The 21,966-nt window shown below is 55.6% G+C and carries 21 protein-coding genes and 1 riboswitch; of the genes, 2 read left to right on the forward strand and 19 right to left on the reverse strand.

What is annotated here, in order from left to right:
- Positions 1–32: 32 nt before the first annotated feature.
- The 6 genes from thiW to BMX91_RS10010 all read right to left on the reverse strand — a co-directional run bounded on the left by thiW (position 33) and on the right by BMX91_RS10010 (position 4,336).
- Positions 33–536, reverse strand: a complete 504-nt coding sequence (gene thiW / locus BMX91_RS09985; protein WP_092053224.1) for an energy coupling factor transporter S component ThiW — start codon at positions 534–536, stop codon at positions 33–35.
- The gene (gene thiE, locus BMX91_RS09990; RefSeq protein WP_218143881.1) at positions 533–1,165 is read right to left on the reverse strand and encodes a thiamine phosphate synthase; all 633 of its coding nucleotides are present in this window, start codon (positions 1,163–1,165) and stop codon (positions 533–535) included. Before thiE ends, thiW begins: the two co-directional genes overlap by 4 nt.
- Positions 1,166–1,187: 22 nt before the next feature.
- Positions 1,188–2,021, reverse strand: coding sequence for a bifunctional hydroxymethylpyrimidine kinase/phosphomethylpyrimidine kinase (thiD, locus tag BMX91_RS09995; protein WP_092053232.1), 834 nt, complete (start codon positions 2,019–2,021; stop codon positions 1,188–1,190).
- On the reverse strand, positions 2,018–2,812 hold the full coding sequence (gene thiM, locus BMX91_RS10000) for a hydroxyethylthiazole kinase (protein ID WP_092053236.1): 795 nt from the start codon (positions 2,810–2,812) through the stop codon (positions 2,018–2,020). Before thiM ends, thiD begins: the two co-directional genes overlap by 4 nt.
- Positions 2,809–3,492, reverse strand: a complete 684-nt coding sequence (tenA, locus tag BMX91_RS10005; protein ID WP_092053239.1) for a thiaminase II — start codon at positions 3,490–3,492, stop codon at positions 2,809–2,811. The genes thiM and tenA overlap by 4 nt, the downstream gene beginning before the upstream one ends.
- 94 nt (positions 3,493–3,586) lie before the next feature.
- Positions 3,587–3,694, reverse strand: a riboswitch (TPP riboswitch).
- Between the two features lie 57 nt (positions 3,695–3,751).
- Positions 3,752–4,336 (reverse strand): TetR/AcrR family transcriptional regulator, encoded by a 585-nt coding sequence (locus BMX91_RS10010; RefSeq protein ID WP_092053242.1) that lies wholly within the window; start codon positions 4,334–4,336, stop codon positions 3,752–3,754.
- A gap of 101 nt (positions 4,337–4,437) precedes the next feature.
- On the opposite strand from BMX91_RS10010, the gene BMX91_RS10015 reads away from it, so the two are divergent.
- Complete coding sequence (locus tag BMX91_RS10015) at positions 4,438–4,992, forward strand: hypothetical protein (protein WP_092053246.1); 555 nt, start codon at positions 4,438–4,440, stop codon at positions 4,990–4,992.
- 105 nt (positions 4,993–5,097) lie between these two features.
- Positions 5,098–5,781, forward strand: coding sequence for a phospholipid phosphatase (locus tag BMX91_RS10020; RefSeq protein ID WP_092053251.1), 684 nt, complete (start codon positions 5,098–5,100; stop codon positions 5,779–5,781).
- Between the two features lie 76 nt (positions 5,782–5,857).
- Here BMX91_RS10020 and BMX91_RS10025 read toward each other — a convergent pair whose 3' ends face one another.
- The 13 genes from BMX91_RS10025 to ku all read right to left on the reverse strand — a co-directional run bounded on the left by BMX91_RS10025 (position 5,858) and on the right by ku (position 21,826).
- Positions 5,858–6,292, reverse strand: a complete 435-nt coding sequence (locus tag BMX91_RS10025; protein ID WP_092053256.1) for a TlpA family protein disulfide reductase — start codon at positions 6,290–6,292, stop codon at positions 5,858–5,860.
- A gap of 37 nt (positions 6,293–6,329) precedes the next feature.
- Positions 6,330–6,848, reverse strand: coding sequence for a peroxiredoxin (locus BMX91_RS10030; RefSeq protein ID WP_092053260.1), 519 nt, complete (start codon positions 6,846–6,848; stop codon positions 6,330–6,332).
- Positions 6,849–6,929: 81 nt separating this feature from the next.
- On the reverse strand, positions 6,930–8,603 hold the full coding sequence (gene abc-f, locus BMX91_RS10035; protein WP_092053265.1) for a ribosomal protection-like ABC-F family protein: 1,674 nt from the start codon (positions 8,601–8,603) through the stop codon (positions 6,930–6,932).
- A gap of 319 nt (positions 8,604–8,922) precedes the next feature.
- Positions 8,923–9,363: a TlpA family protein disulfide reductase gene (locus tag BMX91_RS10040; protein WP_092053268.1), complete on the reverse strand. Its 441-nt coding sequence runs from the start codon at positions 9,361–9,363 to the stop codon at positions 8,923–8,925.
- Between the two features lie 263 nt (positions 9,364–9,626).
- The gene (locus BMX91_RS10045) at positions 9,627–10,175 is read right to left on the reverse strand and encodes an NADPH-dependent FMN reductase (RefSeq protein WP_092053271.1); all 549 of its coding nucleotides are present in this window, start codon (positions 10,173–10,175) and stop codon (positions 9,627–9,629) included.
- Between the two features lie 65 nt (positions 10,176–10,240).
- Entirely contained in the window at positions 10,241–10,711 is a 471-nt protein-coding gene (locus tag BMX91_RS10050) for a CPBP family intramembrane glutamic endopeptidase (protein WP_177168343.1), read from the reverse strand.
- A 235-nt stretch (positions 10,712–10,946) separates the two neighbouring features.
- Positions 10,947–12,344, reverse strand: coding sequence for a vWA domain-containing protein (locus tag BMX91_RS10055; RefSeq protein WP_177168344.1), 1,398 nt, complete (start codon positions 12,342–12,344; stop codon positions 10,947–10,949).
- 99 nt (positions 12,345–12,443) lie between these two features.
- Positions 12,444–14,093: an FAD-binding dehydrogenase gene (locus tag BMX91_RS10060; protein ID WP_092053280.1), complete on the reverse strand. Its 1,650-nt coding sequence runs from the start codon at positions 14,091–14,093 to the stop codon at positions 12,444–12,446.
- Positions 14,094–14,228: 135 nt separating this feature from the next.
- Positions 14,229–16,511: an ATP-binding cassette domain-containing protein gene (locus BMX91_RS10065; RefSeq protein WP_092053283.1), complete on the reverse strand. Its 2,283-nt coding sequence runs from the start codon at positions 16,509–16,511 to the stop codon at positions 14,229–14,231.
- Positions 16,512–16,573: 62 nt separating this feature from the next.
- Positions 16,574–17,428, reverse strand: a complete 855-nt coding sequence (locus tag BMX91_RS10070) for a malate synthase (protein WP_092053286.1) — start codon at positions 17,426–17,428, stop codon at positions 16,574–16,576.
- Between the two features lie 293 nt (positions 17,429–17,721).
- Positions 17,722–19,104 carry an alkaline phosphatase gene (locus BMX91_RS10075; RefSeq protein WP_092053289.1) on the reverse strand — a complete coding sequence of 461 codons (1,383 nt, stop codon included), beginning with the start codon at positions 19,102–19,104 and terminating at the stop codon, positions 17,722–17,724.
- Positions 19,105–19,302: 198 nt separating this feature from the next.
- The gene (locus BMX91_RS10080) at positions 19,303–20,835 is read right to left on the reverse strand and encodes an AbgT family transporter (protein ID WP_092053293.1); all 1,533 of its coding nucleotides are present in this window, start codon (positions 20,833–20,835) and stop codon (positions 19,303–19,305) included.
- Between the two features lie 160 nt (positions 20,836–20,995).
- Positions 20,996–21,826 carry a non-homologous end joining protein Ku gene (ku, locus tag BMX91_RS10085; RefSeq protein WP_092053296.1) on the reverse strand — a complete coding sequence of 277 codons (831 nt, stop codon included), beginning with the start codon at positions 21,824–21,826 and terminating at the stop codon, positions 20,996–20,998.
- Positions 21,827–21,966: the final 140 nt, after the last annotated feature.

Genomic DNA, 21,966 nt, shown 5'->3' on the forward strand with positions numbered 1-21,966 from the left:
CTCATATGATTCTATGAACGATCATCCGGGATTTATGAACGCTCCCCGATTGCGGGTAGCCGGCCCGCCGACTCCAGACGGATTGCGATGGCCAGGCCGATCAGCGCACCGCTGATGCTCGAGACGAGAAATGCCGGCAGGAAGAACAAAGCACCTGCGGATGCACCCATCAGGAGATTGGCATAGGGCGCCGCAAGAAGCGAGGCGATGACGCCGGTGCCGACCATCTCGCCTGCCGATGCCGTCCAGGCCCTGCCCGTCTTCCGGTATAGCCAGCCTGCAAGAAGCGCACCGATCATGCCTCCGGGAAAGGCGAGCAGTGAACCGGTTCCGGTGAGGATCCGGATCAGTGCTGTCAAAAATGCAATCATGACTGCAGGACCAGGCCCGAGCGAGACGGCTGCGATGACGTTGACTGCGTGCTGGACAGGGTAGGCCCGCGCCACGCCCGCCGGGAAGGAGACAAATACCGAGCCAGCTACTGCAATCGCGGTGAACATGGTCATGAGGACGAGTGTCTTTGTATTCCATTTCATGTGACCGCACGCCTTCTCCGCCTAATCGTTTCCTCAATCGCCATCCGGATCTCCCGTGCCGCCCGCTCCGGATCATCCGCCAGGGAAATCGCCGTGATGACGGAGACGCCGGATGCGCCGGACGCGATGACAGGGCCGGCATTAGCCGCAGTGATGCCGCCGATGCCGACTGACGGGAGCTCCGGGAATGCCTCAGCCGCTTCCCGGAGCGGCAACGTGCCGCAGACCGGGCGGGCATCCGGCTTGGATGTCGTCTGGTAAACCGGGCCGATGCCGACATAGTCCGCACCTGCAGCAGCGGCTTCCCGGACTTCATCCAGGTTATGCACCGAGACGCCGAGGATCCGGTCACCGATTAGCCTGCGCACTTCTCCGGCGTCACCGTCATCCTGTCCGATATGGACACCGTCTGCCCCGAGCTCCAACGCAAGGCGCACATCATCGTTCACGATAAACGGCACGCCGTATGCCCGGCACAAGTCCCGGCAGGCTTCGCCGAATGCACGCAGTTCACGTCCCTCAATCGCACCGGGGCCCTTTTCCCTCAGCTGGAAGCAGGTGATGCCCCCTTTAAGCGCTTCTTCCAGCACCTCCAGCGGATCGCGCTCGCCGGCATTCCGGCTGCCCATGATGAAATAAACACCGAGCTTCTCACGAATCAATGAGCACCTCTCCCTTCAGGGCGCTGCCCGCACGGTGGTACGCCCAGTGGTTGGTCGGTCCGTGGCCCGCACCGAGGCCGAGACCGTCAGAGATCGCCGCATGGATAAACCGCTTGGCTCCAACAACGGATTTTCCAATCGGTTCTCCGGCAACAAGAAAAGCGGTGAGTGCCGCGGAGAATGTGCATCCGGTGCCGTGGGTGTCTTTTGTCCGGATCCGCTCCGCCGATAGCCAGATCCGCTCCCCGCGACCATCCATAAACAGGTCACAAGCCCGCTCTTCTCCCTCAAGATGGCCGCCCTTGACGACAACGGATTGGGTGCCCAACGCAATCAGCCGGCGCCCGGCTTCCTCCATGTCTTCCAAGCTCCGGATCATCATCCCGGCAAGCACCTCCGCTTCAGGGATGTTCGGAGTGATGACCGTGGACAGCGGCAGAATCTTTTCCCGCATCGCCTCCACGGCCTCTTCCCGCAGCAGATGCGCGCCGCCCTTCGCAATCATGACGGGGTCCACGACAAGCACCGGGTGGCCCGCACCGGCAAGACCCGCCGCGACTTCAGCAATAATATCCCCGGAAAACAGCATGCCGGTTTTAACGGCGGCCACATCAAAATCCGCAAACACCGCATCCATCTGTGCGCGGACCGCCTCCGGGCCGAGCGGCCAGACGCCGTGCACACCGAGCGTGTTCTGAGCGGTGACGGCAGTGAGCGCGGACGTGCCGAACACGCCCAGCTCCTGGAAGGTCTTCAGGTCCGCCTGGATGCCCGCGCCGCCGCCCGAATCCGATCCTGCGATTGTCAGTGCCACACTTGTCATGCCCGCACCTCCTCGGCCGGCTCCGGAACCGCGAAGTCTTCCTCTCCCAGTAACGCCAGCCGGTCGATAAACGCAGAAAGGAAGCTTCCCGGAAGAGATGAGGTTTCCGCCGCCCGCTCTCCTGCCGCCTTGTATAAGGCAAGTGCCGCGGCCACTGAACGGAACGGGTCGTCTTTGCCCACTGAGAGAAACGCTCCGCACACCGCGCTCAGCAAACAGCCGGCGCCGGTGATCCGGCTCATGACCGGATGTCCACCGCTGATGCGCACGATCCGCTGACCGTCCGTCAGCGCGTCCGTTTCCCCAGTCACCGCCACAACGCATCCGTACTGCCGTGCCACCTCCGCGGCAACTGTCTCCGTGTCCATGTCACCATCACCGGCATCCACCCCCGAAGCCTGCCAGTCCACGCCCGCAATCGCGGCAAGTTCACCTGCGTTGCACCGGATCAGCGTGACATCCACCGCCCCGAGCAGCCGGCTGACGGCGTCCCGGCGGAATTGCGTCGCGCCGGCACCGACCGGATCCAGCACGACGGGATTCCCTGCCCCGTTCGCCGCCTTGCCCGCCATTTCCATCGCCTCCAGCGACTCCCGGTGGAGCGTACCGATGTTCAGCACCGTGCACGACGCGGCTGCTGCCATTTCTCCGGCTTCTTCCGGCGCGTCCGCCATGACGGGGGAAGCACCGAGTGCAAGCAGCCCGTTTGCCTGGAAGTTCGCAACGACGATGTTCGTCATGCAGTGGACAAGCGGCCGCCTTTCACGGAGTTCCGACAACAGTTTGCTCATCGGACCCCCTCCATTTCCGGGGTTTCCCACTGTTCTCGTGTCCATGCCATTTCCCAGAAGTTCAGCTCATAGATGCTGCTTTTGCGGAACCTCTCCCCAAGTTCCAGGATGCGCTCCTCGGGCAGTTCCTCCGCCAGCCGGTTCATCCTGTCGATCTGCTCGTTCACGAGTTCGCCGAACCATTCGGAGCCATAGGTTGCGATCCACTTATCATAGATCGGGTGACCCGGCTCAGCGCCCTTCAGCCGCTCGCCGATCTCCCAATACAGCCAATAGCACGGAAGCAGTGCCGCAAGCACATCTGCAAGATCACCCTCGACGGCCGCCCTGTACATATGTGACGTGTACGCATAAGCAGTCGGCGCCGGCCGGAATGCCGCATGCTCTTCCGGCGTCACACCGAGCATCGTGAAGAATTCCTCATGAAGTGCCAGTTCCGCTGAGCATGTCGCTTCCGCATGCTTGGCAAAGCTTTGTGTCGTCAGCAGGTCTTTCGCCTTCACCGCGCCGAGCGCCTGGACTTTTGCGAAATGCGACAGGTAATACGCGTCCTGCAACACATAAAATCGGAAGACGTCCTCATCGAGCGTTCCGTCCGCAAGCGCCTCTACGAAAGGATGTCGGAAACTTGCCTCCCAGATCCCATCGCACTCCCGCCGTACCCGTTCACAAAATCCCATCTTCTCCGTCCCCTTTCCTTATTGGAGAACATGAAAAAGCCGCCTTCCGGATCAACGCGGAAGGCGGCCTGAATCAGCATTCGGATAAAGCAAAAGCTGCGCGGCCCCACTTCCCTACGCCGGTATGATCCGGATCAGGTTCCAAGGGTCCGCGCAGCCCATGCGCGTCTCAGCCTTTCGAAAGGCTCCCCCAGTGGCAGTTCATGTTCGGTTTTCACCATCACTATATCACGGTCGGAATATTTTGCAAGCAGGTTCTTTACTTGCAGATCCTGCCGACCGAATCCCGGATGAGCGTTTCAACTGTGTCCGCCCGGAGCCGATTCGGTTCAAGAAATGCATGGAGCGCAAGCCCGTCGGCGATCGAATAAAGCCGTTCGGCCTCGAGTTCGATATCCAATTCTTCCTTCAATTCTCCTTCATAGGCCAGAAAGTCGAACAGCTTGCTGACGGCAGCACCCAGCGCATGGCCGGGTGCGCCCTCCAGATCTTTCCGGTGGCGGATATGTGCCTGGAAAGTGAACCATACATCCATCTCCGCACGCCGCTCTTCATCGACTGGCACAATTTCCAGGAGTACCCGGATCACTTTCTCTTTGGGCGGAAGCTCCTCCTGCAGAATGACCATCGCCCGTTTTTCAACCCGCTCATTGACAAGACGCATCGCGTACACCAGCAGTTCATCCTGGTCTTTGAAATAATGCCGCAGGGCACCTGTTGACAGCCCCGCTTCTCCGGCAATGTTCCGAACCGTCGCTCCTTCCATGCCCTTTTCCAGGATGACCCGCCACATGGCTTCCGCAATCTGCTCGCGCCGCTCTTCATGATTCACGATTTTTGGCATACCCCTAGTATATCATTGGCTTTTAAATAAAACACTTGTATTAAATAAATACCCTATGCTAAAATCTAAATAACACATATGTATTAAAAAGGAGCGAAAACATGAGCTTCATCGCCTACCTGATCATTGCCGTGGAAATCGGATTCTGGGTGTTTATCGCTGCCGGCCTGGTCACACGCTATCTGCTCGGAAGAAAACGTCTCGGATTGCTGCTGCTCGCCATGACACCGGTGCTAGACCTGACGCTGCTCATTGCGACAACTTATGACATCCTCGCCAATGATGCGACTGCCACGGCAGCCCATGGCATCGCCGCCATTTATCTTGGCGTCTCGCTCACGTTCGGAAAGCGGATGATCCGGTGGGCGGATGAGCGCTTCCGTTACCACATCATGAAAAAGGGGCCGAAGCCGGTAAAACGTTATGGGTTCGAGCATGCCCGGTATGAACTGTCAGGCAGCCTTCTTCACGTGCTCGCCTGGGTACTGGGCGGAGGTTACCTGTTCCTGCTGATCCACCTGGCAGGTAACCCGGAGCAGACCGAAACCCTCCTTCAAATCCTGAAAGTATGGACACTCGTGGCCGCCATCGACGTCGTCCTCTCGCTCTCGTACTTTATCTGGCCTAGAAAAGCCAAAACGGACAGCGCCCACTGAGGTGCTGTCCGTTTCTGCTATATAACAACCAAGAGGTTTTTAGGCGTCCTACTTTAGGGAAGAGTGAAAGAAACTGTCCGAAAAACCGGACGCGGGAGTGATGGAATGGATCCCTATATCTTCGGGGCATTTGCCCTTGCTTACCTCGGGCTGCTGGTCTGGGTGCTGAAGAAGCAGCGTTTCTGGACTCTGATGAGCGTCATTGCCGCCGTCGCGCTGGCCCTCGTCTATGACAATGGCATTCTGGCAGTCGGAATCCTGATCGGCGAAGGTGCACTTTTGGAAGGGCTCAGCCTTGCCCGCTTCTGGCTGCACGCCCTTGTGACACCTACGCTCATTCTGTTCTCGCTTGGTGCGATGCGGCAGGCGGGGATCGGATGGGCACAGAAGGGATGGGCGGCACTGCTGTTCTGGGCGGCCGCCATCGCCGCGGTCGTCATTGAATTCGTCACCGTGCTCAGCGATCTGAAGCTGGAGAAGGACGAAAGCTATGGCGTGCTGAGCTATTCGTCTGCCGAAGAAGCATCCGGGCCGCCTGCCATGATCCTGATCGTTCTCGCGGCGCTTTTGGTCGCCGGGCTATTCCTTGCATGGAAGGCCGGTTCATGGTGGATGCTCGCCGGCACAATCGCCATGACCATCGGAAGCATGTTTAATCCGGATATCCCGAGCGAAGCCGCAACGAACCTGTTTGAGCTTATTCTGATTGCCTCTCTTGCGGTGACGAAGGTGAAGCTGGAGCACAAAGAAACCGGCAGTGAAGCATCCGGATCCCATGTCCTCGAATAAAGTCCAATAAGATGACGGCATGCCCAAAACCCGGCCAACCCCTCCTCAGGGATTGGCCGGGTTCTGTTTATACGTATCACAGCAGTCGGCTGATGCGCTTTTCCAGCATCAGCATGCCCCCTTCGCCCGCCTGGTAGTGGCGGAGGCGGCCGGTTTTATCGAACACGTAATAGGCAGGCACGTACCGGTTGCCAAATGCCCCGGTCAGTTCCTTCGCCCCGTCAACAAAGACCGGCTGTGTGATGCCGTGGGCAGCGGCGGCCTGCCTGATCTTCCCCATATCTGCATCATCTCCGGAGCGGGGCATATGGACAGCGACGACATTCAGCCGATCCCCGTACTTGTCTCGGATCGCGCCGATATGGGGCATCATGTCCTTGCAGAGTCCGCAGCTGACGGACCAGAAATGGATGAGCGTCGGCCGTTCGCCGACAAGGTCCGCCTTTGTTCTCACACCGTTCAACCATTCGGTTGCGCCGCCGAGTTCTGGCATCGGTGTGCGCAGTTTCATCAGATCTCCTCCTGTATGAAAGATCTACATCCCTCGGTCAGTTCGCGGCGAGGCGGCCGCCTGCCTGAAGACCCTGAAGCATACGGAGCGTTTCATCGACATCGCGGCCGATATCTTCCCGGAAAGCGGCCTGGTAGCGGAGCCGGCCATCCGGGCTGATGATGAAGAGGCCGCGGAGCGTGATACCCTCTTCCTCGATGAGCATGCCGTACTCCCGGGAAACAGAAAGCTTCCGGTCCGAGGCGAGCGGGAAGCTCAGGCCGCCGGGACCGTTGTTGCTGCGGGATAGCCCTACCCAGGCAAGATGGGTATGGATGGTATCCGTTGAGACACCGATCATTGAGGCATTCAGTTCCGCGAACTCGACATGACGGTCAGAAAACGCCGTGAGTTCGGCCGGGCTTGAAAGCGCAAAGTCCAACGGATAAAAGATCAGGACCGTCCATCTGCCCTTCCTTATGTTTTCCTCCAGGCTGACCGTGCCGAATTCCCGGTTCGGCAGGACGGCCTTCATTTCAAAGCGGGGTGCCGGATTGCCGATCATTCTTTCATTCATTTTCACTGCCCCCTTAATTTAAAGAAAATTCAAATTAAATTAAGGAAAGAATAGCAGAATCACGGCTGCTTATCAATGGGGTCAGTGTTTCCCAAGTTCCCTGATATCACGGGTCAGCTCAAGGAACCGGCGGTCCAGGTCTTTATATTCCGCGTCATCCGGCGATAGCATGCTGAGTTTGCCAAGTACGGCCTGGCGTTCGGTCTCGAGACGCAAGCGCTCCTCTTCACGCGCTTTCCCGTCGCTGCCTCTTTCGGTTTCTCCCCGTTTTTCTTCCCACTCGGAGGGCGTGATCGGCAGTTTCCGGACGGTGCCTTCCCCGAAGACGAGGATGCCATCCGCCAGCTTCTCGGTGAAGTACCGGTCGTGTGATGCGAATAGGAGCGTCCCGCGAAATGTGCCGAGCGTCCGCTCCAGCTCCTCCCGGGACGGCAGGTCAAGGTGGTTCGTCGGCTCGTCAAGGAGCAGCACGTCGGTGTTTTCCAGGATGAACCGCATGAGCTTCACCTTGAGCCGCTCGCCCATGCTCAGGCTGGATAGCGGGAGAGTCCAGTGCTCTGCAGTAAATCCTAGATTCGCAAGATCGGTGCGGAGCTTTCCCTGCTGTTCGAAAGTGGCGGCGGAAAAGTAGTCCTCCATCGTCTTCTCAAGGGGCAGGTCGAGCACCGACTGGCTGAGCACGCCGACCGTCATCCCATCCGTCCGCCAGATCTCTCCTTCATGCGGTTCTTCACCGAGCAGCATACGGAACAGCGTCGTCTTGCCCGATCCGTTAGGTCCGAGAAGGGCGAGGCGCTCCCCGGACAGGACGGTGAATCGCACATCATTGAAAAGCGTACGGTTTCTATAAGACTTCGAGACGTCACGGAGTTCGAAAACTCGCGTCCCCTTGCGGCGTCCGCCTTTCACGTCGAACGTCACGGACGCCTCCTCTTCAGGCTTCTCTGCGCCGTCCTTTTCCAGCTCGGCTTCAAGCCGTTTGCGCTTGGAACGGATCTGGAGGTCCTTTTTCTTGGCCTTGACCCGGTAGTATTCCTTGTAGCCGCCCTTTTTCGTCGACTCCCGGTGCGCCTTGTCCGACCAGTCCGACAGCTGCGTAAGCTGTTCCTCGACCCTCGCGACTTTTTTCTGCTGCTGTTCGTAATGCTTCTGCTGTGCGGCCCTTGCCGCTTCCTTCTTGTTCCGGTAATCGGTGTAGTTGCCGTCATATTCGGTGAGGGTGCGGTGATCCAGCTCCCATACGCGATCGGCGACTTGGTCGATGAAATGCCGGTCGTGGGACACAACGATGAACGTCGACCGGCTTTCCCTAATCTGTCCGATCAGCCGCTCCAGCGCTTCACGGTCGAGATGGTTGGTCGGCTCATCAAGCAGCACGAGTCGGCTTTGTTCCGCGAGGGCGGCGGAGAGGCGAAGCTTCATCCGCTCGCCCCCACTCGCGGTATTGTATGCAACCTCTTCTGGTAAGCGCCATTTTTTCCGTTCGGTCTGCACTTCTCCAGAAGCCATATTGAGGTCTGGTGACGCCTCTTCCTGCCGGAAATACGTGACGGACGGCCGATTCCCGATCCATCGGACAATCCCTGAAGATGGATCCCGGCTGCCCCCAATCCTGTCCATCAGTGTTGACTTGCCCGCTCCGTTCGGCCCGACAAGCGCGATGACCTCCCCTTCCGGGATATCGGCCGATACCTTCTCAAAAATCGTGACATCACCGTATATCACGGAGAGTTCCTCCAGTCTTCCAAGCAACATAAATATTCCTCCCTGTTTCCCGGAGGGCATGAAAAACCCCCCGGCCATAATGGCCGGAGGGATCCGAAAAATGCTCATTTACACGTCGCCAAACAAGCCGCATTTATGCGGCTGCGTATCTGGATGACGATGGGAAAATGGGCAGACGGATCCCGCCGACGTTCGAAAAAAAGCATCCGATTCGTCTAAAGCGCTCCGTCACTTGTCCATCGTCCCATTCGTCATCCCTTTCGATTTAAGTTGTGAACAGATTAACATATGCCTTGCCGCCCGGCAACTATGCACAAGAAAACCCGGCGCCTGATGTGCCGGGCTCTCCTTATTGTTCGATCACACGCTCGATCCGGTCCTCCACCATGTCGAGGCCGGTCCTGCCCGCCTGATAGTGGCGAAGCTGGCCTTCCTTGTCGAACACATAATAGGCCGGGGCCAGCTCGTTTTCAAAGGCGTCGGTGAGCTTATACTCACTGTCGACGAACACCGGCTGTGTGAGGCCGTACTGGTCCGCCGCTTCCCTGATCTTGTCCATGTCGTTGTCCGCACCGGTGAGCGGCATGTGGACCGCCACGACATTCAGATCTTCTTTGTACTTGTCCCGCAGTTCGTTCACTTCGGGCATCGTTTCCTTGCAGATGTTGCAGCTGACGGCCCAGAAGTGGATGAGCGTCGGTTTATCGCCGACCAGCTCAGCCTTGGTTGTCTCGCCGTTCAGCCAATCGGTTGCGCCGGACAGCTCCGGCATCGGTTCATGCAGTTTCATCGGGAATCCCCTCCTGATGCATAAGTTTCCCGGGAAATGAACTGTTGAAACAGCGGTTTTAGGTGGGCCAGTTAATATTAGGCTGATTTAAGGTGCCGGTTTGCACTCACGGGAGAGCTAATGTTAAGCCTCCTCGCCGTATTCTTCAAACTCGCGCACCTAATCTTCAAACTCAGAAGCTTATTCTTCAAACTCGCGCCCACATTCTTCAAACTCGCCGGATTCCCATGAAAAAACAGCCGGAGTCCGCCTCCGGCTGCACATCAGCCCTCTTTCACAAACCCGATAAACGCATCCACTTTCTGATCGAGGAATTCCAGCGTAGGCCCGTCGATCAGTCCGCCTGACTCGCCTTCGAATTTCTGCTGGGCGAAGTTGACGAGCACTTCGTTGCCGCCCGGAGGCAGCACCTTGGCGGAGACGCCGGGCGCGACCAGGATCTGGCGAAGATGGATCTGCGCGCGAAGCGTGCCCGCCATGCCCATCGATGCCCCGAGCGGGAAGACGGGCTTGCCGACCATGACCTTCTCGCCCCTGGACGTCCAGTCCAGCGCGTTTTTCAAAACGCCCGGGACAGACCAGTTATACTCCGGCGTCACGATGATGATCGCGTCTGCATCCAGCACTTTCTGCTTAAACTCTTTCACTACAGCAGGCGGATCCAGCTCCACATCCTGATCGAAATGGGGCAGCGCGCCGATATCGGCGATTTCCATCTCGAATTTATCCTGATAACGTTCCTGCATCGTCTCTGCAAGCCGACGGTTGAATGATTCCTTCCGCAGGCTGCCGACCAGTGTCAGTACCTTCACAGCTATCTCCTCCCCTTATGTAGACCTCTTCTATCTTCAGTCAAAGGGTCGGAAGATTTCAAGTATTAAATTTGTACCAGCGCGAGAATTACCGCCAGATTGGCGATGAAATGGGCTGCCGTGCTCAGCCACAGATTGCCGGTTTTATGATAAATGAAACCGTAAATCACGCTGTCGATCATGATGAAGACCAGATCATAGGCAACCAGCGTGAAATCTCCGGACGCCGCATGACCGAATGCAAACACTATCGATGTGATCCCGATGGCAGGCCAGATGGCCATCACCCGCCCCAGCTGCTTCTGGAAAAATCCTCTCCAGGCAATCTCCTCACCGAGCGCCATCAGCGCAATCTGCAAAACCAGGACAGCCAGCGGCACTTCGGCCACCATGAGCGCAATCCGTTCGTGGAGATGCTCATTGAATGCCGGCATGACGTAAGCAGATGCAGCCATGGAAAAGCCGTTCATCACAAGGGGCAACAGGAGCCAGAGCCAGATGATGCCACTTTTCAGCTGTCGGCCCGCCTCCCTCACACTGAGACTCCGGTCAGCATAACGATTCTGATTTAAAACGAAACAGGCAATCCCTAACACCACTGACAGTCCGGCCACTTTCCATCCGATCAGAAAAGAAAAGGAGACAGCGGCCATGATGATTAAGGCTGCCCAACTGATTCTATCAATCCCAGAGGCTTTCTCTGTTAACTGAATCGCCCTCATCCCCCGTTAGAGTTATTTAAATAAAAACTGCAATCTCTTTTAAAGCGGATCAGTCACCATCATTTTCCCTTAGCTTCTCCCGCTCTTCCCTGCCCTTTTCCCTGACACCTTCCCGGATTTCACGGCCTTCCTCCCGGGCTTCTTCACGGATTGCCTGGAAGCCTTCACGAACATGTTCCCGCATAGGTTTCGTGCGGGCTCTTATCATTTTGCGAATGGCGGAATCATCAACCTCTTCCATTTGCTCCTTGAGATAATAGGCGAGGAGTTCCTGGCGGGTTTGTTCGTCATACAGATGATTCAGAGCTTCTGTCTGATAGTCGTAGGCATCATTCAAGTATTTCGTGCTCTGATCGTAGTTGGTGTTCAAGTTCTCGTTGACCCAGTCATACCAATCATTGATCAGCGCCGTGCGCTCCTCGCTGAACGTGTTTTTCAGCTCTTCCGCGGTGTCGGCCCGGAGATATTCCCCGCCTCCCGCTTCCGCGATGGCCTCAAGCGATTGCCGTTCTTCTTCCGCAATATCAAAACCGATGATATTGACGACAGCTTGTATCCCGTCCTGCTGCATGCTTTTCGCCGCAGCGACCGCATCGCCGCCGCACGTTTCCTTGCCGTCACTTACGACATACACAACGTTCTGTGCACCGTCACCACGCTCCTTCAGATCGGCAGACGCCTCTTCCATCGCCAGGCCGATCGGCGTGTAGCCCGTCGGCGAAACCGCGTCTATCGCCTTCTTGAATGCTCCCGCGTCATACCCTCCCATGGCGTACACTTCTTCAGTCGTGGAGCAGGAGAGCTCCTTTCCGTCCAACTGATTGGAGCCCGCATGCCCGTATATCCTGAGAGAGACATTTGCATTTTCCGGCAGATTCCCGACAAATTCGGTGATGGATTCCTTGGCGAGGTCCATCTTCGAACGGCCTTCCATCTGCCCGGCCATGCTGCCGCTCGCATCCAGCAAAATCTGGACGTTCAGCGGCGGGGCATCTGCCGGTATTTCACTTCCCGTTTCCCCGTCCGGCGTGCCGGTCAGGTCAGCGTAGTCAATTTCAGTCGTCTCCAATATCTCCTGATACGGACGATAGTCGTTGGAAGTCAGTGATACAATTGCCCGGAAATACTCTTCCGCCTCCAGCCCTTCCGGCCACTTATCAATCTCCGCCCGGGCTGCTTCCTCGTCGTATTGGTCGCCGCCATAGGGACCCGGGCCGGTTTTCATCCATCCTGCAACATCTCCCTCTTCCACCATAAAGGCAGGGTCGATGAGCTCACCGGAATCGGCACTTGCAGGGTTCTTTTCATCTCCAGAGGCTTCTTCGCCTTTTTCCCCGGATGTTTCCGCCGGCTCCTCCTTTTCCGGTTCGGGAGAAGCTTCTTCCCCGCTGCATGCCCCCAGTCCAAGAACACTGGCTGCAATAAGTCCCACTATCCATCTCTTCATGCAGTCGGCTGCGCACCATCCGGCCGCAACCTTCCCTCCCGTCCCGCAACCTATATAGTTTCTACGGCCCATCAGGCCATGAAGTTCCTTATTCCTTCCTTATTTCCACCCAAGCGCCCTGCCTGCCTGCCGTCCGGAGAACAGGCAGCCGCCGAGGAAAGTGCCTTCAAGCGAGCGGTAGCCGTGGACGCCTCCTCCGCCGAAGCCGGCCGCCTCGCCCGCCGCATAGAGGCCAGGCACCGGTTCGCCATCCGCGCCCATCACCTGTCCCGAAAGGTTCGTCTGCAGGCCACCGAGCGTCTTCCGGCTGACGATGTTCAGGCGGACCGCGATCAGCGGACCAGCCGCGGGATCGAGGATGCGGTGCGGCGGCGCGACCCGGACGAGCTTGTCGCCCATGGACGCACGCGCGCTCCGGATCGCCATCACCTGGAGGTCCTTTGCGAACTTGTTGTCGATCTCACGGTCCCGCGCCCTGATCTGACGCTCCACCTCTTCAAGGAAAATGCGTTCCTCGCCGACCAGATCGTTCATGCCGTCGACCAGCTCCGGAAGCGTCCGTGCAACGACAAAATCCTCTCCCCACTTCATGAACTTCTCAACGGGCTCCGGCGCTCCCGGCAGCACGCGCGACATAATCATCCGGATGCTTTTGCCGGTAAGGTCCGGATTCTGCTCGGACCCGGACAGAGCGAACTCCTTCTCGATCATCTTCTTCGTCAGGACGAACCAGGAATAGTCGTAGCCGCTTTTCCCGATTGCCCCGAGCGTCGAGAGCGTGTCAAAGCCCGGGAAGTTCGGCGCGCCGAAGCGCTGTCCTTCCGCATCAAACCAGAGCGGCGACGGTCCCGGCAGGATTCGGATGCCGTGATTGGGCCAGACCGGCTCATAGTTCTTGATGCCTTCAGTGTAGTGCCACATGCGGTCGCGGTTGACGAGCCGCCCTCCGGCCTTTTCAGCCGCTCCGAGCAGGTGCCCGTCCACATAGGCGGGGACGCCTGACAGCATGCGCGCAGGCGGCCTGCCGAGCCGCTCCGGCCAGTTTTTCCGGACCAGTTCATGATTGCCGCCGATGCCGCCGCTCGTCATGAGCACGGCACCCGCGTGCACTTCAAACAGCCGCTCCACTTCGCGGGATGTCTTCTCCCCGCGTTCACGGTCATCCGGCACGAGCTTTTCCCCGCGCACACCCGTCACCATTCCGTTTTCCATAACGAAATCCGTCACGCGGTGCCGCGGCAGATAATGGATCAGACCGTCCGTGATGCCCTGCCGAACCTTTTCAGCAAACGGCTTGACGATTCCGGGTCCCGTTCCCCAGACGATATGAAAGCGCGGGACGGAGTTGCCGTGACCGTCCGCAAGGCTGCCGCCGCGCTCCGCCCAGCCGACAACCGGGAAAAACCGGACGCCGAGCGACCTGAGCCAATCGCGCTTCTCGCCCGCGGCAAATTCGACGTACGCCTTCGCCCACTGATAACCCCACTCATCTTCGTCACTCATCCGGTCGAATCCGGCCGTCCCGAGCCAATCCTGCCAGGCCAGTTCATGGGAGTCTTTGATGCCCATCCGGCGCTGTTCCGGCGAATCCACGAGAAACAGCCCGCCGAACGACCACCATGCCTGGCCCCCGATGTTCGACGCCGGCTCCTGGTCGAGGAGAAGAACCTTCTTCCCTGCATCAGCCAGTTCCGAGGCCGCCACAAGCCCTGCAAGCCCGTGCCCGACCGTGATTACATCGTATTCCATTCCCATTCCGCCTTCCGTGTCCGATTTTCTCTCATTGTAAAGGAATTTTCTGTTTATTCACAGAAATGTCTGATTGGGCAGAGCAGATGCAAAAATACCGCACTCCCACAGGGAATGCGGCTTAAAGAACTTATGTTATTGATTTAGGATCCTGCTGGTCCCGTCCCTCAGCCAGTCCGCGGTCACAGTCTCTGCATTCAGCATGTCTTCCGGCGTTCCCTCGAACAGGATCTGTCCGCCCTGCTTCCCGCCTCCCGGGCCCATTTCTATCACCCAGTCGCTCGCTGCAATAAAGTCCAGGTTGTGCTCGATGATGATGGCTGAGTTCCCCCGGTCCACCAGGCTCTGAAAGACATCCAGAAGCTTTTCATCGTCTTCCGCATGCAATCCGAGGGACGGCTCGTCCAGCAGATAGATCTGGCCTTGTTTCTGCAATTGGCTGGCGAGCTTCAGACGCTGGATTTCCCCGCCGCTCAACGAACTGGTCGTCTGCCCCAAAGTCAGATACCCGAGACCGACGTCCCTTAGCGTAAATACCCGTTTCAGGATCTTTTGCTGTTTAAAGTAATCAGCAGCCTCATCAATGGTCAATTCCAGAATCTCGATGATGTTTTTGCCCTGATACCGGTACGACAGGGCTTCGCCTGAGTATCTTGTCCCGCCGCATGCTTCGCACGGGATGGTGACCGGATCTGCAAATGCCACTTCCGGTGTCAGGACGCCCTTTCCTTTACAGACCGGACAGGCTCCCAGAGAGTTGAAACTGAACAAGCCCGCCGGCTGGCCTGTCTCTTTTGCAAAGGCTGCACGGATGTCATCCATGATCCCCATATATGTAGCCATGGTCGAGCGGCTGTAGATTCCGATCCCGCTCTGCCCCACTGTGATGGACTCCGGATACTTTTCCCTGAACGCCTCGAGGATCAAAGAGCTTTTGCCCGATCCGGATACCCCGCACACAGCGACCAGAACATTTTTGGGTATATCGGCATCCACATTTTTCAGGTTGTTGTTTTTGGCTTTTCTTATCTTAAAATAATCCCTTTTGTCCCTTGGGTTTTTGTTTATTTTTAATGGATGCCCCAAAGCATTTGCAGTCGGTGATTTTTTTAATCCCGCCAAGTCACCTTGGTAGACCACGTGTCCGCCGCCTGCACCCGCGCCAGGCCCCATCTCTATTATTTCATCCGCTGCTTTTACGACCGACAGATTGTGTTCGATGACGATGACGGTATTATGCTGGGCTTTGATCCTTTTCAGCATCCGGATCAGCATAGTGACTTCCTCCGGATGGAGCCCCGCACTGGGTTCGTCGAAAATGTAGGTCAGGTTATTTAAGCTGTTCCCCAGCTGACGGGCGATTTTCACCCTTTGGGCTTCTCCGCCGGAAAGGGTACCCATTTTCCTTGAAAGGCTCAAATAGCCCAGTCCCATGCCGATTAATTGCTTTACGTAAGGGATCGCCTGTCTTGCTATGGATTCTCCCATGGGATCTTTGACCTTCTCGAGTTCTTCCAGGATTTCCGGGAGTTCCAAATGATCATACTCCGCGATATTCAGGCCATTGATTTTGCACTCCAATACCTGCGGATTCAGGCCCGAACCAAGACAGGTCGGACACAGGGAATGTGTCGATACTGCCAATACATCCTCCTGGGAAACTTGCTTGAGTTTCGATATGTCGCGATTAATATAAACGCGCGTAAATCTGGGCAATAATCCGTCCCACTCTGCATTTTGCGGCCCGTTTTTCGTGTGAAACGGCGCATAAGCCCGTTCACCTTCCCGGGGACCATACAGCAGCAGCCGGCGGTCTTCTTCCGAATAGTCCCTGATGGGTTTATCCGGATCGAACAGTCCGCAGGTCATCATCCAATTGCCCTGCCAGCCGGAAGGGGATAGCGGCTTGAACTGTACGGCATATTCCCTGAGTGACTTGTCGAAATCAACCAGCTTATCTACGTCCGGTGTGATTACTTCTCCAAATCCGCCACATTCCGGACATCTGCCGAATGAACTCTGGCTCGAGAAATCATTGGCGGTCCCGATCGCGGGCTGCCCGATCCTTGAAAACAGCAGCCTGATCAGCGGATCGATGTCCATATAGGTGCCTACAGTAGAGCGGGAATTTCCTCCTGCCGGCCTTTGCTCCACCACGATGACCGGACTCAAGTTTTGCATCAGGTCGGCCTGCGGCCTTTCGTACCTCGGCATCTGATACCTGACATATGCAGGATAGTTCAATGTCATCTGCCTTCTGCTCTCGGTTGCCAGCGTATCAAAAACAACTGAACTCTTTCCCGATCCTGAAAGGCCGGTGAAGACGATGATTTTTTCTTTCGGGAGATTCAGGTCAATGTTTTTCAGGTTGTTTTCCTTAAGCCCTCTTAAGACAATCTCATCTTTTTCCTGTGACATTTCCCTATCCTTTCTGCCATTAAGATGCTGGCCGAATGACTAAATCCGCCCGGTACCGGAAGTTATTTGCGCATTAATGGCCCGTCCGGCTGCGGCAGCTCCTGCTCCATGATCTGATTCATTTTACAAAAATGATCAAAGAATTGTTGTGCGAGCTCTTGTTCTTCCGGGTCACTTTTCAAAGCAATGATATCCCGCAAAATTTGAGCCACCGATGAATTATCAAAGTAACGGTAGATCCCTGTGTTCCAAGTCATCTTGTCGGGGTTTTTGTCGTTAGAGTAGTATTTCCAGAATGGCATCTCGGACGATTCCTGTTCAGTCAGCCGGATCCGATAGACGGAATGTGCAGGAACAATGCCATCTTCGCACTGCCTGCCGATAAACTCTTCATCCACCATATAGACGCCCAGAATCTGCCGGTCTTCTTCAGGCTTGTCGGAATCTCTTGCTGTCAGCAGGACTGCACTGTTTTGGTGCAGACGGATGGGTTTGTTCGGCTTCCCTTTGTTTTTTCCGCTTTTTATTTCACCGGAGAAAACTTTCCACTTAGAAAAAGCATGATATTGGTCTTCCGGCTCAAGCCAGATAACCATTTGGGATTGCGGGTGCAGCTTATGATTTTTCATCAGCTTTTCATGCTCCATGCGAAGTTCCTGCTTTTTCCGGTGCAGTTCTTTTTCCTCTTCTTTCTGGAGTTCTTCCTCCTTGCGTTCACTTTCCTTTTCTTCGATCATTTCTTTGAGTGATTGAGCAGTGCTCTCATCATGGAGAACGAGGTGTTTTCCAAAGACGTCAGGGAAGATAAATTTCTTGCTTTCCGTGCCAAAATCCACTTCTATTCTGGAATCATTGAGATTAACGACTTTGCCCGTACCAAAACGTTCATGCGTCACTTTCTTATTGAGTAAATTCATTATTCTTTTCCTCCCTTGTAAGGATAAAAACAACTGTTTTTTCATCGGTAAAAAAAGAATATAAAAAAACGCATTCTTCATTCTCTCTGCGGAAAAAGCACAGCAGAATTTCGGAATACGAGTCCAAAAACAATTGTACGACTATTGTAACATTTTTATGACAACAACACAAATTTAATGTTGACATTCTGATTTTATCTATGTAGTATATTAAGTTTTATTCACTTGATTTTATTACATAAAAAAGGAGATTGGCTGTCCAATCTCCTTTCTTATTTGTATAAGATTTCGCTTTACTTGCCGAGTTTCAGTGATTCAGCAATCAGTTTCGGAAGGTCTGTATTGTCATGGAAGCCGACAAAGCTTTCTGCTTCCGGTCCGAACACATAAAGCGGGATGTCTGCGCCGGTATGGTTGGTGCTCGTCCATCCGATGTTCGCGCGGTCGCTGATCACTTTGTTGATGGCCAGGCTGGCGTTGCCGGCTTCACTGATCACCCGGATTTCGTTTTCCTTCAGTTCGAAGCCAGTGTATTCCTTGACGACTTCCGCCACATTCGAACGGTCTTCGTTCAGCTGTGCCGCCATGTGGTCCCCTGTTGCAGTCACGTTTTGCAGAATGCCTGCGTTCAGTGCCATGGAACCGTTTGAGCCGGTCGTCATGCCGCCTGTATCGTGGTCCCCGGCAACAACGACGAGTGTGTTCCCGTCTTCCTCGGCAAATTCGATTGCTTCTTCGACTGCTTCTTCAAATGCTGCAACATCCGACATCGCCCATGCCGCGTCATTGTCATGGCCCGCCCAGTCGATCTGGCTGCCTTCCACGACGAGGAAGAACCCGTCCTTGTCCTCTTCAAGTGCATCGATTGCGGCTTCTGTCATTTCTGCAATGCTCGGCTGTTCCGTTTCGCCGCGGTGGAGCTCAGGAGCAAGTGCGTCATCGGCAAAAAGTCCGACCAGGCGATCGCCTTTGTCAACGTCCAGGTCATCGGCGTCCAGCAGCTGATCACGTGTTTCAACGTATGTAGCGCCCTTTTCCTGTACTTCTTGGATCAGGTTCCGTTCATCCTGGTTGCCGCCTTCTGTTGCCGGCAGGAAGTTGTTTTTCCCTCCGCCCAAGATGACATCGACACCGCTGTCTGCCATCTGGCGGGCGATTTCCGTTTCATTGTTCCGGCTGTCCACATTGGCGACAAACGAAGCAGGTGTTGCGTGCGTGATCGTCGAAGTGGCGACCAGGCCTGTGGATTTGCCTGCTTTTTCCGATGCCTCGAGAATCGACTCCAATTCATTTCCTTTTGCATCCAGGCCGACTACGCCGTTGTTCGTCTTGACGCCAGTCGCCATGGCCGTACCCGCAGCTGCAGAATCGGTGATGGCCGAGTTTGCCGAATAAGTAGTGAACATCCCTTTCAGGTGGGCATCCCACACCGCGTCTTCGCCTTTATAGATGCGGTAGTTCGAAGCGTAATCAGCGCTGAATCCGTCCGGAATCATATAAATGACATTTTCAACCTTGCTTTTGCCCTTATCATTTCCTTTACCGGGTTTTCCTGCCCACTCCGGCTTTCCTTGTCCTGCCCATTCTGGTTTGGCTGCATCTGCCGCCGTAATGCCTCCCATTCCCGATAAAATGAGACCTGCCCCCAATGCGGCAATTCCGACTTTCTTCAGCATGCTACCCACTCCTCTAACCTAAGTTTCTTGAACACTTGCAACTTTATCGGAAGAATGTTTACACAGAGTTAATCCGATGTTAAGGAATTGTTTGAATTTTATGGTACGAACAGACCATTACAATAGCCTCATCGATTTTCACCACAAATAAATACCGCCCGTTTGCACCAAAATTCTGCAAACGGGCGGTTCCTATTTTTATTTGTCGAGATAGATCCCGCCGCCAGGTCCAAGCGGAAGGCCGAGCAGGTACCACACGCTGAAAAGGATGGTCCACATGATGGCGAATGCGATCGTGTACGGGAGAAGGGAGGACATGAATGTCCCGATCCCCATTTTCGGATCGTACTTTTTCGCGAACGTAAGGACGATTGCAAAATAGGCGAGCATCGGTGTGATCGGGTTCGTGATGGAGTCCCCGATCCTATAGGCGACCTGGGTAACTGCCGGATCATAACCGAGCAGCATGAACATCGGAATGAACACAGGTGCCAGAATCGCCCATTTTGCGGACTGGCTGGCAACCAGCAAGTTGATCAGTGTCGCTACAATCATAAAGCCGATAAAGAGCGGCAGGCCGGTAAGACCGATTGAATCGAGTGCGGCCGCGCCTTTGATCGCGATGACCGGGCCAAGGTTGCTCCAGTTGAAGTATGCGATCATCTGCCCGGCGATAAAGGCGATGACGATGTATGTACCCATGCCGCCCATGGCTTTGCTGAGCTGGTCTCCAAGATCCTTGGAGTCCTTCAGTGTGCCGGAGGCTTTTCCGTAGGCCAAAGCCGGAACGAGGAAGAGGATCATCATGATCGGAATCAGTGAATCCATGAACGGCGACACGATCAGCCCGCCATCTTCCGGATTCCGCAGAATGGCATTTTCCGGAAGTGCCAGCAATGCGATGATCGCTCCGGTGATGAGAAGCGAAACGCCTGCCCAGAGGAGGCCCTTCTTTTCTTCCGCCGTGACTTGCTCCCCGACGCCTTCGGCAGCCCCTTCATATTTGCCGAGGCGAGGCTCGACGATCCGGTTGGTGACAAACGTCGCCACTGGGACGAGGACAAGTGCGGACACGACGAGGAAGTAGTAGTTGATCATCGGGTTACCGACATAGTTCGGGTCGATCATATGGGCTGCAGGTTCCGTGAAGCCGTAAACCAGCGGGTCGGACAACGACAAAATCAGGTTTGCCGCAAACCCGCCCGCACACGATGCGTAGGCAGCTGCCATACCCGCAATCGGGTGGCGTCCGAGCGCGATAAAGATCATCGCGACAATTGGAGGCAGGACGACCATCGCAGCATCAGCCGCCGCGTTACCGCAAATGGAAACAATTACGATGACCGGCAGGATGATTTTCTGCGGCGCCTTCAGGATCGATGCCTTCAAGAGGGCAGTGATCAATCCTGTCGACTCTGCAAGTCCCACACCCAGCATAACGACGAGTACAAGGCCAAGCGGCGGGAAGCTCGTGAAGTTTGTGACCATTTCCGTCAGGATCCGGACAAGACCGCCCGCATTCAGAAGGTTGACGACCGTGATTTTCTCGCCGGTTCCCGGATGCGTTGCGGTTGTGCCCATAAAGCCGAAAATCGCGGAAGCGACCAGAATGGCGGCAGTGATATAGACAAACAGCATGATCGGGTCCGGCAACTTGTTTCCGTATTTCTCGATAAAGTCGAGGAACCGGTTGAAAATCCCCCGCTTTTTCGTTTGAGTGGCATTCGCCATCTTACTTTCCCCCTTTAACACAGTAAAGCATGTGTTCTATATTAATAAAGAAGGACGGAAGATTCAATATGTTTTTTATACAAGTTTTATTCAAATAATTGGTTATGTAATAGATTCGCTCCGAATGCACAAAGACCCGGGCAACCCGCCCGGGTCTTTATCATGCCTGTTTTTTCTTTGTTGCTGCCCGTTTTTTCGGAGCCGGCTTTTTCTTCGTGGATTTCTCGAGGGATGCCTGAAGCGCAGCCATAAGATCGGTCGCATTGGTCGCGGCAGGTGCGGCAGGTTCGGTCGCAGTGACGGTGTCCTTGCCTGCTTTTTTCGCCTCGATCAGCTCCATGAGCGCTTCACGATAATCGTCCTTATACTTTTCCGGTTCAAACGGCGTCGTCAGCTGATTGATCAGCATAAGCGCGACATCCAGCTCCTTTTTCACCACGTTCTCGGCCTCCGGCACATTCGGCACATCTTCGACTTTCCGGACCTCGTCGGGGTAATGGATCGTCTCCAGCATGAGCGCATTTTTGTAGACCCGCACTGCTGCGAGCTGCTCCTTTTGCCGGATAATGATTTTCGCGATACCGATCTTGTCCGAATCTCCGAGCGCCGCCCTGAGGAGCGCATATGCCTTTGCCCCGCCCTTATCCGGCGCAAGGAAATACGTACGTTCAAAGTAGATCGGGTCAATCTCCTCCAGCTTCACGAAGTCGACGATCTCGACCGCCTTGTCCTCGTTTTCTTTCTTGAGTGCTTTCAGGTCCTCCTCATCGAGCACGACGAACTTGCCTTTGGTGTACTCATAGGCCTTCACGATATCCTCCGGCTTCACTTCCGCATTGCACGACGTACATACCTTTTTATACGAAATCGGCGCATTGCACTCCTTGTGCAGCTGCCGGAGCTTGACGTCACGATCCTCCGTCGCCGCGTGAAGCTTCACCGGGATATTGACGAGACCAAAGCTGATGCTGCCCTTCCAAACCGTATGCATTCCATCACCTGCTTTTTCCCCTAGCATGTCCTGTCCGGCCCGTGCTATGTATGAAGTTTTCTTCAAGGCGCACACTGGAATGGAATAGAGCGGGCTACTGTGGGTGGGCACTCAATCATCTCGCGAAAAGTACCGCCATG

It is taken from the genome of Bhargavaea ginsengi, from assembly GCF_900109165.1.
GTDB classification, from domain to species: Bacteria; Bacillota; Bacilli; order Bacillales_A; family Planococcaceae; genus Bhargavaea; species Bhargavaea ginsengi.